Below are 15,581 nucleotides of genomic sequence, written 5' to 3'. Positions count from 1 at the left end.
CCGGGATTGCCTGGCACCCGCCACAATCCGGTCGCTGCGGTGCAGAGGTCAACGAATCACCCAGTCGATCAATCGTTTGCCGAGAAGTCTCGGCCTGCATGTACCGAGGAGATCCTGATGACGGCTACCCCATCCGCAGACGCCGCGCGGGCTCAGGACACCACGCCCACACCCGCCCATACCGAGGAAGTCGCGATAGCGACCGGATCCACCGACGGCGCGCGGGCCCACGCGCGGGCCCAGGCTGCGGCGGCCACGATTGCCCGTCCGGTGATACCGCCGGGTGTCGAACCGACTCTGGCGCTGCGTATTCCGTCCGGCGGCTATGCGAATGTCGTCCTCGGCCGCGGAACCAGGGTCCGCTTGTCCGACCCCTCCGGAGCCGCGTGTGCGCATCTGTTCCTGCTGCGCGCCGAATCGCCTTGGGAGCGCCTGAATGTCGCCGACACCGTGAAGGTCCCGTGGCAGGCGTATCTGAGTGCCGGTCACCCGCTGTTGTCGGATCAGGGGCGCGTGCTGGCCACCGTGCTCACCGACACCTCCGGGCACCACGACACCCTGTGCGGTCCGTCCGGCGAAGCCCGCCACCAACTGCATCTGGCCGCGGCCAAGCAGGGGCTCGAGCCGCGCGATGTCGGACCGTCGATCGCCTTGTTCCGTGGGGTTCGGGTGGGGGCCGACGGTGCCCTCGCGGCGACCGGCAACGGTCCGGCGGGCGGGGCGATCGACCTGTTCGTGCATCTTCCGGTGACCCTGCTGGTCGCCAATGCGGCCCACCCGCTCGACGAGCGCCCCACCGGCGACCTAGATCTGATCGCCTGGCCCGCAGGCACTTTCGATGTACCCAACGACGACCCGGAGTACCGCCGGGCCGTGGAGAACACCGAGGCCGCGTGGGCGGCCGCACAACACACGGAGATTCCGGCATGACAACGACCACCCGCACCGTCGTCCTGGACGAAACTGTTCCGGCGCAGGCGCCGTGGTCGGCGATCGTCCGGGCGGGCGAACGACTCGAGATCATCGACCTGCACGGCAACCAGGCCGTCGACTGCCTGCTGTACTCGGCTGCCGACCACACCGACCGCTACAGCGCCCAGGCCACCATCGCCGCCCAGCGCAATATCTTCCTCGCCACCGGCAGTGTGCTGCGCACCGAACGTGGCACCGCGCTGATGACCGTGGTCGCCGACGAGGTCGGTAACCACGACACCATCGCGGGCGCCTGCTCCCAGGAATCCAACACCCTCCGCTACGGCCACCACACCCGCCACCAGCACGCCTGTGTGGAGAACTTCCTCACCGCCGCCCTCGAATGGGGTTTGGGCAAGCGGGATCTGGTGTCCAACATCAACTGGTTCATGAACGTGCCGGTGGAGGCGGACGGCACGCTCGGCATCGTCGACGGGCTGTCGGCGCCGGGCAAGAAGGTGACCTTGCGCGCGGAGATCGACACCTTGGTCCTGGTTTCCAACTGTCCCCAGATCAACAATCCGTGCAACGGTTTCGACCCCACGCCCGTCCGCATGGTGGTGACCCGATGAGCCGCACCCTCACAGATTCCAGTGTCACCGCGGCCCCGGCCGAAGCCATCTTTCCGACCACGGGTGCCGATGCCGTCCAGGTCGCGAAGTCGGCGTCGGACACCGACACCGCAGACCAGGAGCCGTCCGTCCAGCGACGGATCGAGGTCGTCCGGCCCGGAATGCAGACCACCGTGCAGGACTGGCCCGGGCGAATCGGCTACTGGCACATCGGGGTTCCGCCCTCTGGGCCGATGGACGACCTCTCGTTCCGGCTCGGTAACCGGGTGCTCGGCAACGCCGAGGGGGCGGCCGGGCTGGAATGCACGCTCGGTGGGCCCGCGTTGCGGTTCGGTGCGGCGACGTGGGTGTGTGTCACCGGAGCGGTCGCCGAGGTGCGGGTGGACGGTCGTCCGGTCGAGCAATGGCGCGCGGTCGAGGTGCCCGCCGGTGGCGTGCTCGACATCGGGGCGATCCGTGGGCCCGGCATGCGCACCTATGTGCTGGTTTCCGGTGGTATCCAGGTCGAGCAGTTCCTCGGTAGCGCGGCGACGTTCGCCCTCGGCAAGTTCGGCGGTGGCACCGGGGCAGCCCTGCGCACCGACGATTCCCTCGTGCTGGGCGAGCCGACGACCCGCCTCGCCCCCGCCGTCCCCATGACCGACATCCCCGCCTTCGGCAGGCGCTGGGAACTGGCCGTCACCGAAGGTCCGCACGGCGCACCGGAGTTCTTCACCCGCAAGGACTTCGACACCATTCTCGGCACCGACTACGAGGTGCACTTCAACTCCGACCGCACCGGCGTACGCCTGATCGGCCCGAAACCGGAGTGGGCGCGCACCGACGGCGGCGAAGCGGGGCTGCACCCGTCGAACATCCACGACAACGCCTACTCGATCGGCGCGCTCGACTTCACCGGCGACACCCCCATCCTCCTCGGACCCGACGGACCGAGCCTCGGCGGTTTCGTCTGCCCGGTGACTGTGGTCGCCGCCGACCGCTGGAAACTCGGCCAGCTCACACCGGGCGACACCGTTCGTTTCGTGGCGATTCGCTCCGAGCACGCCGCTCCCGCACGGTCATTGGGACCGCTGCGGCGCGCGTCGATGGGCACGATTGTCTCGGCGGGATGCGACGGCGACGACGGCGTCCTGCGCCGCACCGAAGCCGACGACGAGACCAGCGTGACCTACCGCCGCCAGGGCGACGACGGCGTCCTCGTCGAATACGGCACCCTCACCCTCGATCTCGGCCTACGGGCCCGCGTACACGCCCTGCATCAGCACCTCATCGCCCTCGGCGCCCGCGGTGTCCTCGAACTCACCCCCGGCATCCGCTCGCTGCAGATCCGCGTCGACCCAGCCCTGCTTTCCATCCCGATGCTCCTCGACCTGCTCGCCGAAGCCGAAGCGCAACTCCCGAATTCGGATCAGCTAGTCGTCCCCAGCCGCACCGTCCACCTCCCACTCTCCTGGGACGACCCGGCCACCCGCGAAGCGATCACCCGCTACATGCACGGTGTCCGCGCCGACGCCCCCTGGTGCCCGTGGAACATCGAGTTCATCCGCCGGATGAACGGACTCGCCTCCGTCGACGACGTGTACCGCACCGTCTTCGACGCCGAGTACCTGGTGCTCGGCCTTGGCGACGTCTACCTCGGCGCCCCTGTCGCCACCCCCACCGACCCCCGCCACCGCCTCGTCACCACCAAATACAACCCCGCCCGCACCTGGACCCCCGAAAACGCCGTCGGCATCGGCGGCGCCTACCTGTGCATCTACGGCATGGAAGGGCCCGGCGGCTACCAGTTCGTCGGCCGAACCACGCAGGTTTGGAACCACCGGGCAAGACCGTCCCGTACGGCCGGACCCGGCGTCGACCGGTTCGCCGAGGATGCCGAAACACCATGGCTGCTCCGGTATTTCGACCGCATCCGCTGGCATCCCGTGGAAGCGGACGAGTTGCTCGACCTGCGCGCCGACTTCGCTGCGGGGAAGGTGGCGATCACCGCGCAGGACGGAGAATTCCGCCTCGCCGACTACCGGCGCTTTCTGGCCGACAACGCCGACTCGATCGCGACATTCCGGTCCGCCCAGGCCGAGGCGTTCGACGCCGAACGCCAATCCTGGCGCACCACAGGCGAACTCTCCGACTGAGGTTCCGGTTCAGAGCCCGTACTTGCGGACGAAATCCTCGGTGACGTCGATGGCAGGAAACCCGTGATCGGTCGCTTTGATGTCGGTGGCGGTTTCCTCGATCAGCCGCTCGGGCTCAGCGGGCAGATGGCGCCACCGTGCTCGCGGGTCGGATTGTTCGGCAGGCTTGCTGGTCATCGTCCCTCCCGGGTCCTTACGTTCAGGATACGTCGGCAGACTCCGTTGTCGATGTCGCTGACAGATCGGTCGCATCGCGGAGGATGCGGGGGCGGGTGACCAGGCGGTCGAGTCACTTGTAGCCGACGCCGGTGACTGACGGCACGGTGGAGGCGGCGCCGTTCGTTCGCTACCGTGGGTGCCTGATTTGTCCGAGGGGAGATCGGGAGCGGACATGACGATGGTCGAGGTCGATTCAGCGCGCCTGCGTTCGGAGATCGCCGCCTTCTACGCTGGATTCGGCGTGCCGAACGCACTGACGGCGGCGTTCGACGCGTCGACGCTGCTGGTGCCCCTGTTCGGCCCCGAAGACCGGGTCTTCACGATGGAGTCCGGCGGGGTTGCGTGGTTGTGCGCATTCACGGGCGTGCCGGAGTACGCGCGGTTCATGAGTGCCCGCGGTGTGGTCGCGGATCAGGAGTACCGGTTCCACACCTTCCTCGGTCGACGTCTGCGTGAGTTCGCCGAGGGGCAGCAGGAGCCGACCGGTGTGGCAGTCGACATGTCGGGTGCGGCGCCGATGGTATTCCCGCCGGTCGTGACGGAGGAACCAGCGGCCGATGGTGGGCGTCGCTGATGTCGGATCTGAATGTCGATCCGGCCCTGCTCACCCAGGCCGCGAACGGAATCAACACCATCATCAGCGAGCTCAAAGAACTCGGTATCGAGGAGACCGCCGCGGCCGGTCGCGGGTTCGCGGAGCTGACGATGTCGGCGATGGAGGCAGGTAAGGCGAATGTACAAGCCTCCTTCGAAACGTTCGCCGAACGCTGGTCGTGGGGTGTACGGGCGTTGGTGCAGTCGGGTAACGCCATCGCCGAAATTCTCGACTTGTCCGCAGGTCGTTACCACCTGATCGACGACCAGGTCTCTACCTCGTTCAAGCAGATGTTCACCCACCTCGCGGGTAATCCGCATCTGAGCAAAGCGGAGATCGAGGCGATGGACTGGGGCGAGGTGTTGTCGAACAACACCTGGAATCTCGCCACCCAAGCCGACTACAGCGCGGATTCTTTCGGCAAAGCGTTCTCGCATATGGGTGACAACGTCTCGACGTTGGGGCAGGTGGGCGAGTACCTGGTGTCCAGTGACACGCCTGATCAGAGCGGTTTGGGCAGCATGTTCCTGCCGGATACCGGTGTCGCGGCCAAGGTCGCGGAAATTCAGCAAGCAAAGCAATCCGCCGGGGGGCAGTAGCAATGGGTATCGGCGATTTCATCAATGATCTCGGTGACTCCATCGAAGAGGGTCTCGAGTCCGCCACCGAAAAGGTCGGTCAGGCCTACAACTCTGCGTTGGACACGTGGTCTGGCGCGGCGAAAGCAGTTGGTGCGGACGGGTTGTCGCAGTGGCTCGACGACGCGGGCGACAAGATCGTCGACGCTACCGGTGGCGCGGTGCCGGAGAAGGAGCTCGGCGAAACCACCGATCCGAAAGAGCTGATCCGCGGTGAGCCTGCCAAGATCCGAGAGGTTGCCGAACAACTCGGTCAGATCGGTACGGCGATAGACCAAACCGGTGACGCTCTCCGAAAGATCGATGTCTCCGACTGGACCGGTGACGCGTCCACGGCATTCCACGAGGAATTCGCCAAGCAGCCGAAGCTGTGGTGGGACGGCGCAGATGCGATGGGCAAGGCCAAGGGCGCCCTGGATGCCTGGGTGCACGAGGTCGAGGCCGCACAGACCAAAGCCGCCGAGGCGATCGCGAAATGGCAAGCCGCCGACAACGAGGAACGCGATCGGAAAAACGAGTGGAACGCCAAGTCCGACGAGGATCGCAAGGACAAGAGCCTGACCGATACGTGGACCGCGATGCGCGACGAGGCACGTTCAATTCTCAACGCCGCTCGTACACAACGGGATAATGCGGCGAACACCGCCGTCACGGCGATTACCGCCGCCACGGAGACCGCGCCGCAAGAGCCGCCTTTCCTGTCTCGTTGGGGAAGCAATTTCGAAGACCTCGGCGCGATGATGGAGCACGCTCAGGCAAATATCACGACCGGGCTGCTGACCTCGCTGACCGGCCTGGTGCAATTCGTGCGGTCGATCAATCCGTTGGATCTGTACAACGCGACGCACCCCGCCGAGTACATGTCCAAGATGTCGGACATGAGCACGGGGATGATCCTCGCGGCCGCAGACCCGAAAGCGACTGCCTCCGCGATGCTCGCCGGGTTCAAGGCGAATCCGACCGAGGCGTTGGGAGCCCTCACCGGCGATGCCCTGACGACCCTCGCGACGGGTGGCGCCGGCGGCGCCGCGAAGCTGACGGCCAGCACCGTGAACCGGGTCACCGATGTGGCTGACGCGGGCAACACCGCACGCAATGTCCTCGACAACGCCGCCGGCGCAGGCGGGCGGAACGCACCCGAGGCGCCATCCGCACCTGCCCAGTCGGTTGCCGATCCCCCGGACAATCCCTCCGCACCGGCAACGAACCCCGCGGCCACTGTCGGCGATCCACCGGCAGCCAACCCGCCCGCCACGCCCGAAGCTCCCGCCGCGAACCCGGCAGGCACCTCTCCGGATGCGCCACCGACCAACCCAGCCGCGCAAGCGGGCGACCCGGCCCCCACCAACCCCGACGGGCAATCGGGCGAGCCTGCTGTGGCGAACCCCGCTGACAACCCGTCGACCCTCACCGGCGATTCCACACCCGACAACAATGGCCCCGAGAGCGGGAAGCCGGAATCCCCGGCCTCGGCGTCACCGGACAACGATTCCTCCGAAAACGGGGCACCGAACACCAACACCACCGACGAATCCCTTTCGGGAAAACCAACTCCCGATTCCGAGGGTTCGGCGCCGGACCCCGAATCCGCGCCCGCCGCGTCACCGGACGGCGATTCCACGCCCACCAACGGCGACGCGACCGACCAGGACGGTGACAGGGCACCGGAGGCCAACCGCCCCGGTCACCCCGACGGCGACTCATCCGGAGACACAGACCCGGGTAGTCACAGCGACACAACAGACCAGCAGAACAACAACACCGATCCGAGAGTTCGTTCAGACCAGGACAATGGCGGTGCCGGTGAGCCCAGCGCGGGTAACACCGCGCAAGAGGACGGACCGGCCAGCAACAGTACCGACGAACAAACGCCCAAGGTCGGAGACCCGGTCAACCCCGCGACCGGCGAATTCCTCCTTCCACTTACCGACCTCGATCTGCCCGGCGTCCTTCGGTTGGTGTTGAAACGCGCCCACCATTCCAACTACCGCTTCGGCCGCTGGTTCGGCCCTTCTTGGTCGGCCACCTTGGACATGCGGGTGGTCGTCGAAGAGGATTGCGTCACGGTCGTATTCGAAGACGGCATGTTGTTGCCTTACCCGCATGCCGAGGTCGGTGTCGGTGTCGAACCGATCACCGGTGGTCAACGCTGGAAACTCACTCGCACCGAAGCCGGTGGCTATCGGTTGTGGGATCCGGATCGGGAACTGGTGTGGCATTTCGCTCCCGAGCCCGTGCTCGGCGGCATCGATACGCTCCTCGGCAATTTCGCGATCTCCGCGATCACCGACCGTCACCACAACCGAGTCAGATTCCACTACAACAGTAATGGAGACCCGACCGAGGTCACCTCCTCCGGTGGCTACCGAGTACTTCTGGATACAGCCAACGGTCGCATCAACTCGATCACCGTGGCGGGCGAAGTCGACGGGATCGAAACGTTCACCCGTGTACGCGAATTTGGCTATGACAACGGTGAACTGACTGCGGAAACCAACGGAGTCGGCGGAACCATCCGCTACACCTACGACGAACACCACCGCATGCTGTCGTGGACGGACTCCAACGGCAGCTGGGTCGTCAACATCTACGACGACGCAGGCCGCGTCATCACCCAGCGCGGCGCCGACGGTGTGTTCAACGCGGATTACGAATACCTCGAACTCGGTGACGGCACGGGTCGTCTCACCCGGCTCACCGACTCACGTGGAGGCGTCACAGGCTACGGATTCGACAACGACCTACGCCTGCGAGACTTCCGCGCTGCCGACGGCGGGCGCCGTCATATCGACTACAACACCGCCCGTAAACCACTGAAGGTCACCGAACCCGACGGTGCGATCACCCGCTACGAGTACACGGCCGACGGCGACGTAGCCAGAATCGTCCGCCCGGACGGCACCGACATCACCGTCGAATACGCCTACGCCAACCGTCCCACCGCCATAACCCAGCCCGACGGCACAACCGTGCATCGAGAGTGGGACAAGGCGGGCAATCTCGTCGCCGTCACCGATGCCGCAGGCGCACGCACCGAATACGCCCACCATCCCTGTGGTGCGGTCAGCGAAGTCCGCGATCCGGACGGCGCTGTCACCCGGATAGAAGTCGACGCCGCAGGCTTGCCGATCACCGTCACCGACCCGTACGGCGCGACCACGGAAATCCGCCGCGACACCTTCGGCCGACCCGTCCGGGTCACCGACCCGTTGGGGCAGACCACCCACTACGAATGGACCGCCTCGGGTCGCCCCGCCCGGCGGATCGACCCCGACGGCTTCGCCGAAACCTGGACCTACGACGGCGAGAACAATCTCCTCACCCACACCGACCGCAACGGCGGCGTCACTCGCTACACCTACGGCGGCTTCGACAAAGTCTCCACCCGCACCGATCCCGACGGCTCGACCACACGCTACCTCTACAACACCGAACGCCAGCTCATCGCCGTCATCAACCCGCTCGGCCAACGCTGGACCTACGAATACGACCTCGCGGGCCGGCTGATCGCCGAAACCGACTACACCGGCGCCACCACCACATACACCCACACCATCACCGGTCGCGTCGCGACGGTCACGCCCGCCACCGGCGTCACCCGCCACCACCGCTACGACATCCTCGGCAACCTGACGTCTATCACCGCCGACACCGGCGAATTCCTCTCCTACACCCACGACCCCGCGGGCCGCGTCCTCACCGCCGTCAACGGCACCGACGAAACCGTCACCCACACACTTCGATTCACCTACACCCCGACCGGTCAGGTCGCCACTCAACAACTCGACGACCAACCACCGCTGGTCAACGACTACGACCACCGCGGCCGCCGCATCCGCCGCACCACTCCCACCGGCTCCGTCACCACCTGGCGCCACAACACCCTCGGCCAGGTCACCGCCCTCCACGCCGACGACACCGAAATCTCGTTCAACCACGACCCCGCAGGCCGTCTCACCGGCTGGCGCGTGGGCGAAGTCCAAATCGACCGAACCTTCACCCCCACCGGCAATATCGCCACCCAACAAGTCACCGGCTTCCCCGCCGAAGAATTCACCCTCGACCTCGGCGACTTCGGCCCCTCGACAACAAACCGCCCCGCCCCCTTCACCATCCGCCGCGACGACTACACCTACCGCCCCGACGGCTACCTCACCCACCACACCACCACCCGCCCCGACACCACCCCCACCCACGCCACCTACACCCTCGACCCCCTCGGCCGAGTCAACACCATCACCCGCAACAACACCCTCACCGAAGCCTACGAATACGACCCCCTCTCCAACATCACCGCCAGCCTCCCCGCCCCTTCCTCCGACCCCGCCGAGCCATCCGCCCCCCAGCGAATGGAAGGCCGCGAATACCACAACAACCTCCTCGTCCGAGACGGCCGCAACCACTACTACTACGACCCCGCCGGCCGCCTCATCCGCAAAGTAACCACCCGAATCTCCCGAAAACCGGCCGTCTGGCACTACCGCTACAACGCCTTCGATCAACTCACCGACGTCTACACACCAGATTTTCACTGGTGGCGCTACTCCTACGATGCAAATGGCCGCCGAGTATCCAAGGCGCGGTTAGATAGAGACGGCAAGGAGCTCGAATCATGCTCTTTTACATGGGACGGCTCAAACCTTGCTGAAGAATTGCGGGCGCCCGAACGTGTAAATTGGCACTACCTGCCAGAGTCATTCCTACCGATCGTTCAACACTCTTCTTCGATTACTTCACCAGTAGCGATCATTTCGCTTCCGAATGGCGCACCAGGGGAGCTCGTAGACTACCGTTCCGGAATAGTCACTTCGTCCGCGAACAACAGCCTGTGGGGCCAGTCGGATTGGCAGGCACCTTGTTCGATACCTTTGCGGCTTCCCGGCCAGTATTTTGATAACGAATCGGGACTGCACCATAATACGCACCGAATATATGACCCTCGAACAGGTCGGTTCCTTACTCCCGATCCAGTTGGGCTCTCGCCGAACAGCAACAATTACACATACCCTTCGAATCCGACTCGTTGGTCCGATCCGCTGGGTCTAATGCCCGACTCCTGCACTGGAACCGTCTGGGACTCCATCAGACCCACGCAGCCAAACTACCCCGGAAGTGAACTTCCTAGGTCGTTTGAGATGGACGCAGGTGGCACATCGGTCTGGGTAAATGGAAACGCGACTGAACACATGGCTGAGTACCTACGTGCAATCGCTGAGCGCGGCGCTACGCGCGCTGACGTCGATCTTGCGACTCAAGGTCAACTGTCCAGCCTTCGTGCCGCCCTAACCGAGGCCACGCGTGACGGCGTGCCGTTCGATAGGCTGTTGACCTCAGGCGGTTGGGAACTCAAGTTTGGTCAACCACGCTTCGAGGGAGGGCTGCCAGTAGTATTCCATGCACTGTTCAGAGGAGGCTGAGGAATGATCACAGTGAAGGGTCGAGCAGCATGCCGAACCGCATTCGACTACTCTGACGAGTGGATCCCAATAAAAATGGCATGGGATATCGAACAGCCCAGAGGTATGCGGTACCTACGCATATCCGGCAAGAGGGGCGGCGAGTTCGAGATAAAGATCGATTCGTCAAATGGTGCGATATATCAATTTATTGCACTCGAACTTCCTACCGCAGAAGCGACGATAACAGACAGGAATGCAAATGATCATCTAAACTCGGCACCTATTATCGACCTCAGCCCATGGGCGGAGGAATCCGTCGATACCGCGTCGGTATTGCCGAAGTATATAACGGCCGACGTTGGAATTACGAGAACAGATGAGTTCACCATTATTGCTGTTCAGAATTCCGATGTAGACGAATGGCTGATATGCGGCCCAGTCTCCGTTGGAGTTTCCAAGGCGAGAACCATGGTAGCAATTAGGCTGCGGCCATCTAGCGAGGACACCTAGAACCGTGCACTGCGATTCGCAGATTTGCACTAACTAAGCCTAGCGAAACCAACGCCCCTGCACCCAAGAGAATGGAACAGTCTGCAGAACTTCTTAATACCCAAGTCGACTACTCGTTGATCGAGTGGACCGGTCGAAATTTTCCCGGATTGCTTGCCCAGGGTGACACTTTGAGCATCCCGGTTTCCGATGTGCGCGAACTCGAGGGACTTCTGGACGTAGGTAACCTCGAGGAGGTGCTTTGCGACACATGAACTCTTGGTGTGACTTTCAGGCACGCCGTACGCCTCGCACGTACGCACCGTGACGGCCGGGAGTGCACACCTTCGCCACGGTCCAACCAGCCACGCGTCCCCTGCGCCGTGGCCAGAAGTGTTGGCCGAAAGCTGTGCCAGGCGGGCGGTCCCGATCATGACCACGTCGAGCACGTTTACGGCAGGAGGATGTGAAATGACTATTTCACATCGTCGCGGGAAGTTGCGCCGAAACGACACCGATGGGCTCTCGGACGAAATGCGGCGCGCCTACGAGGATGCGCGCCGTGCCTACGAACTGGCCGAAGCAGTGCGCGCTCGGCGCCTCGAATTGGGGGCTGACCCAGACCGAGGTCGCACGCCGTGCGGGCATCCCTCAGCCTTCACTGTCGCGCATCGAGGTGGCGGCGGTACACCAACGATCGCAATGTTGAACCGCCTCGCCGAGGCTCTCGAGATGACCTTCGTGGCCCGAGCTGTCACGGCATAGGCAGCTGGGCCACCGCGCCGGATGGCGTGATGGATGGCTGATCGAGCACTGTGCACCCGCTCGATCATGGCGCTGATCGTCAGTTGCTGGTTGTCCAGGTAGAACATCACCGCAGCGTGCTTTTCGAGCGGGGCGCGCTCAACCGCGCGACCTTTGATTCTTCCGTCCTTGCAGAGCGGAACCCAGGCCCGCGTCAGGCCGAACTCGATCCAGGTCTCGTCCGTCGTCTCCTGAGCATCATTGGGGAAGTGGTCGACGATCCGGTGGATGTGCCACCCGAGTTCGATCAGACCTGCGGCAACCCCTTTACCGAGTCCCCGATCGAGGAAGAATTCAGGCGGCTGCTGGTAGTTCGGCTCGGACAATGGATTGGACTTCTTGTTCGTCGAGCTCGTATTCCCCCGCGACGACATTGATGGGCTCTCCGGCCTTGAAGAGGTCGATGATTGCGCTGACCGGGACTTTTGTCCGTTCGAGAACCGGGCTACCCCAGTTGAACTGTGGATCTATTACCACGGGCGCGGCCGCAGGAAAGCGCGGTAGATGCAGGCGGGTGGCGTACCCGGCCTCGCCCCAGTCGATGTAGCGCAGATAGTCGCTGATGAACTCGCGCACCGGTATCTGCCGATCGTGCACGCGGGCGAATTCGCCGTCACTGTATTCGACGAAAAGGTCGATACCGTCGGTAGCGATCCGCTTACTCGCCAGGGCGTACTCGGTGTCGAATTCTGCTCGCAGCGCCGACACCGCGGCCTGGATCCGGGGCGTGCTGAAACGTAGTTCGGTGCGCAGTGCGCGCAGCACGTAAGCCTCGACCATCGCTATGAACGGCACGCTGGCTCGACCACGTCTTTCCGGCTGCACCCGGTGGACCAAGGGGTGACCATCGGCGTCCTTAGAGAGCCACGAGTACACGGTGCTCCTGGGGATCACGAGCTGGCGCGCCACATCAGCCGGGGTGAACAGCGCATCGGTGAACACATCGACCATCGGCACACCTCCTCGACCTCGTCTGAGTATGTCACTACGACGATTGATAGCAGATGATCTGCCGACACGCTCAGGCGAGCGCGCCGACCGACGGTGAGGACACGGGGGTCATCGGACAGGCCACCCGGTCAGCAATGTCTTCCCAGAGGCGTGTCCTTCGGCGAAAAGGCTGATCGCGGCTGCGGCCTCCGACAGAGGTAAGCGGCGCTGAATCACGGGGCGCAGGGCTCCGGTGGTCGCTAGTTCGGCGAGGTATTGCAGGTCTGCTGTCGCGGGGCGCATAAGGAGGGGTTTGAGGGTTTGGCGGGTGAAGAGGTTGGCGATGAGGACCGAGCCCAGCCAGCGGATCGGGCCGAACCAGTTTCCGCCCGGTGCGCCTGCCGAGGAGATGAAGACACCTTCCGGGGTGAGGGCGCGGCGGCAGTCGCGGAGTTTCCGGTTGCCCGCGAGGTCGAAGATGATGTCGTAGACCTCGCCGGTGGCGGTGAAATCGGTTGTGGTGTAGTCGATGACGGTGTCGGCGCCGATTTCGTGGACCATCTCGATGTGGCGGGTGCTGCAGACGGCGGTCACGTGGGCACCGAGCGCTTTCGCTATCTGCACCGCGAAGGTTCCCACACCGCCGGACGCGCCGTTGACGAGCACCCGGTGCCCCGGCGCGATCTTGCCGATATCGCGTAATCCTTGGAGCGCGGTCATGCCCGAATCCGGGATCGCGGCCGCTGTTTCCATATCCAGGCCGTCGGGTACCAGGGCGAACGCGTGGGCAGCGGCGCGGACGTATTCGGCGAACGCACCACCGGGCACTTCACCGAAAACCCGATCCCCTACCTGGAATCCAGTAACCCCGGAACCGACGGCGACTACCTCGCCGGCGAGATTCTGGCCGATCATCCGATGCTTCGGTCTACGAAAGCCGAACCCGAGCCGGATCAAATATGGTGTACCACTGAGCAAATGCAAGTCGCCGCTGCACAGCGACGCCGCCTGCACCCGGACAACCACCTCCCCCTCGCCGGGCACCGGCCTGGGCACGATCTCCGTGCACAAAACCTCACTACCGCCGTAGCGCGGTGCCACCCATGCCGTCATCCGGTCGGTATCCACATCGGTCATGAGCGGCCCCTCCTTCGCACTTACAGCGTAAGTCGCTGACCTCAGACGCTACGCTTACGCCGTAAGTAGGTCAAGGAGGAAAACATGCCGCCACGTACCCCGCTGAGCAGGGAACGGATCCTGCGGGCGGCGATCGCCCTGGCCGATGCGGAGAGTCTCGACGCGCTGTCGATGCGCAAGCTGGCCAAGGCTCTCGGCGTCGAAGCCATGTCGCTGTACAACCATGTCGCCCACAAGGAAGACATCCTCGACGGGCTCATCGACCTGGTGGTCGAGGAGATCTACGTGCCCGAAGCGGGCGGTGACTGGCAGGAAGAACTACGCCGCCGCGCGATTTCGGCCCACGAGGTCCTGCTCCGGCACCGATGGGCCACCGGCCTGCTGGGCACCCGGGTGAATGTCGGCCCCGCGATGCTGCGTTATGTCGAAGCGACCCTGGCCTGCCTGATCGCCGCGGGCTTCACCTACGAACAAGCCGACCGGGCCTGGAACGCTCTCGACAGCCACATCTACGGCTTCACTCTCCAAGCCATCAATTTCCCACTCGACCCCTCCGAATACGCCTCGTCCGCAGAAGAGTTCCTTCCGCTCATCCCCACCGATACCCATCCACACATGCACACTCTCGCCTCGCTGGTCATCGACGGAGAGCATTCGGGGACCGCTGATTTCACTTTCGGCTTGAATCTGCTACTGGAAGGACTCGCCGGCTTGCTCCGTCGCTGACCACCCGGCCCGCCGACGATCGCCGGGGTGGACCACTGAATTCACTGGGTGACAGTGGTTTCGGTCGGCTTCCAAATCCTGCTGCGCAGGTCCACGGTTCGAATGGCCTGGACCCGCCACGGCGTCAACCGCAGCACATGCAACCGCGGATCACTCGGTGAGTGCAGCGCACCGAGACCGGCAGCATCCCCCACACGCGACCGCTCATACGGTCGCTGCCGGCGTCTAACAGAACCATTTCATCCGTTCTTCGACACGTCACTCGAGACGGCCACCCCATGTATGGGTGGCAGGAATCAAGCTTCGACCAGGCGAAGCAACCGCGCTGGCTAGTGCGGCAGCAATGCACCAGGGTCGAAGGTGACCTCGAAGGGCACTCGCACTGTCACCGGGGCACCCGCGGATGCGCGGTGGGTCAGTGTGTATTCGCCATCGGCGCCGAGCGAATACGCGAACAGCACCGGCAATCGTTCGTCGGCGAGGCGACTCTTGAACGGGTTGATCTCGAAACGCCAGTACGTGGGGATGCCTGCCTGTGCGTACAACACCGGCTTCACCATCCGATCCTGCAATGTCGTCGACTTCGACACCACTTCGACGGCGAGTTCGACCTGCCCGACCGGTACACCACGACCGTGCCAATCGATCGGACCCGTGACCACCATCAGATCGGGAATCGGCTCGTCGTCACCGATGAGCACGCCGACGCCGTCCAGCACCAACCGGTCATCGGGAACAACCGCGTCGAACACCTGCGTGAGCCGCTTGATCAACCACTGATGCATAGGCTTCGGGGCGGCATTCACGACGAGCTGACCATTCAGCACCTCATATCGCAAACCGTCATCGGGCAACTGATCGAGATCAGCGGCGGTCCAATGATCGGAGCGCGGCACAGGCATCGCCATATAAACACCTCCGACCTCGTCGAATGCACCGCGCGCCGCCCGCGTCGGCCGATTCGA

Annotated in this window: 13 protein-coding genes and 1 pseudogene; 9 read left to right on the top strand and 5 right to left on the bottom strand. The window is 64.2% G+C overall.

What is annotated here, in order from left to right:
• Positions 1-195 precede the first annotated feature (195 nt).
• The 3 genes from AB0F86_RS11870 to AB0F86_RS11860 are packed head-to-tail and all read left to right on the top strand — an operon-like array spanning position 196 to position 3,679.
• Complete coding sequence (locus AB0F86_RS11870) at positions 196-930, top strand: DUF1989 domain-containing protein (protein ID WP_356985923.1); 735 nt, start codon at positions 196-198, stop codon at positions 928-930.
• Positions 927-1,544 carry an urea amidolyase associated protein UAAP2 gene (locus AB0F86_RS11865; protein ID WP_225278620.1) on the top strand — a complete coding sequence of 206 codons (618 nt, stop codon included), beginning with the start codon at positions 927-929 and terminating at the stop codon, positions 1,542-1,544. Before AB0F86_RS11870 ends, AB0F86_RS11865 begins: the two co-directional genes overlap by 4 nt.
• Entirely contained in the window at positions 1,541-3,679 is a 2,139-nt protein-coding gene (locus AB0F86_RS11860) for a 5-oxoprolinase/urea amidolyase family protein (protein WP_356985895.1), read from the top strand. Before AB0F86_RS11865 ends, AB0F86_RS11860 begins: the two co-directional genes overlap by 4 nt.
• A gap of 9 nt (positions 3,680-3,688) precedes the next feature.
• On the opposite strand, the gene AB0F86_RS11855 is transcribed toward AB0F86_RS11860, so the two are convergent.
• Complete coding sequence (locus AB0F86_RS11855) at positions 3,689-3,856, bottom strand: hypothetical protein (protein WP_225278618.1); 168 nt, start codon at positions 3,854-3,856, stop codon at positions 3,689-3,691.
• A gap of 214 nt (positions 3,857-4,070) precedes the next feature.
• On the opposite strand from AB0F86_RS11855, the gene AB0F86_RS11850 reads away from it, so the two are divergent.
• The 5 genes from AB0F86_RS11850 (at position 4,071) to AB0F86_RS11830 (ending at position 11,728) form a co-directional block, all read left to right on the top strand.
• Positions 4,071-4,472 carry a hypothetical protein gene (locus AB0F86_RS11850; protein WP_255494974.1) on the top strand — a complete coding sequence of 134 codons (402 nt, stop codon included), beginning with the start codon at positions 4,071-4,073 and terminating at the stop codon, positions 4,470-4,472.
• Positions 4,472-5,092, top strand: coding sequence for a hypothetical protein (locus AB0F86_RS11845; RefSeq protein ID WP_356985896.1), 621 nt, complete (start codon positions 4,472-4,474; stop codon positions 5,090-5,092). The genes AB0F86_RS11850 and AB0F86_RS11845 overlap by 1 nt, the downstream gene beginning before the upstream one ends.
• Before the next feature lie 2 nt (positions 5,093-5,094).
• Complete coding sequence (locus AB0F86_RS11840; RefSeq protein ID WP_356985897.1) at positions 5,095-10,548, top strand: putative T7SS-secreted protein; 5,454 nt, start codon at positions 5,095-5,097, stop codon at positions 10,546-10,548.
• Between the two features lie 3 nt (positions 10,549-10,551).
• Positions 10,552-11,040, top strand: a complete 489-nt coding sequence (locus AB0F86_RS11835; protein ID WP_356985898.1) for a hypothetical protein — start codon at positions 10,552-10,554, stop codon at positions 11,038-11,040.
• Between the two features lie 496 nt (positions 11,041-11,536).
• Positions 11,537-11,728 carry a helix-turn-helix transcriptional regulator gene (locus AB0F86_RS11830; RefSeq protein ID WP_357171670.1) on the top strand — a complete coding sequence of 64 codons (192 nt, stop codon included), beginning with the start codon at positions 11,537-11,539 and terminating at the stop codon, positions 11,726-11,728.
• 208 nt (positions 11,729-11,936) lie between these two features.
• Here the strand turns inward: AB0F86_RS11830 and AB0F86_RS11825 are convergent.
• The 3 genes and pseudogenes from AB0F86_RS11825 to AB0F86_RS11815 all read right to left on the bottom strand — a co-directional run.
• Positions 11,937-12,197, bottom strand: a pseudogene (locus AB0F86_RS11825) (hypothetical protein); the annotation flags it as partial.
• Complete coding sequence (locus AB0F86_RS11820) at positions 12,118-12,774, bottom strand: DUF433 domain-containing protein (protein WP_356985900.1); 657 nt, start codon at positions 12,772-12,774, stop codon at positions 12,118-12,120. The pseudogene AB0F86_RS11825 and the gene AB0F86_RS11820, both read right to left, overlap by 80 nt.
• Before the next feature lie 108 nt (positions 12,775-12,882).
• Complete coding sequence (locus AB0F86_RS11815) at positions 12,883-13,890, bottom strand: NAD(P)-dependent alcohol dehydrogenase (RefSeq protein WP_356985901.1); 1,008 nt, start codon at positions 13,888-13,890, stop codon at positions 12,883-12,885.
• Between the two features lie 84 nt (positions 13,891-13,974).
• Between AB0F86_RS11815 and AB0F86_RS11810 the strand changes: the two genes are divergently transcribed.
• On the top strand, positions 13,975-14,616 hold the full coding sequence (locus AB0F86_RS11810; protein WP_181700548.1) for a TetR/AcrR family transcriptional regulator C-terminal domain-containing protein: 642 nt from the start codon (positions 13,975-13,977) through the stop codon (positions 14,614-14,616).
• A 329-nt stretch (positions 14,617-14,945) separates the two neighbouring features.
• Here AB0F86_RS11810 and AB0F86_RS11805 read toward each other — a convergent pair whose 3' ends face one another.
• Positions 14,946-15,524: a Uma2 family endonuclease gene (locus tag AB0F86_RS11805; RefSeq protein WP_181700550.1), complete on the bottom strand. Its 579-nt coding sequence runs from the start codon at positions 15,522-15,524 to the stop codon at positions 14,946-14,948.
• Positions 15,525-15,581: the final 57 nt, after the last annotated feature.

The sequence above is a fragment of the Nocardia sp. NPDC023733 genome (genome assembly GCF_040639775.1).
Taxonomy (GTDB): Bacteria; Actinomycetota; Actinomycetes; order Mycobacteriales; family Mycobacteriaceae; genus Nocardia; species Nocardia rosealba.
This window is presented reverse-complemented; position numbering and strand designations above follow the sequence as displayed.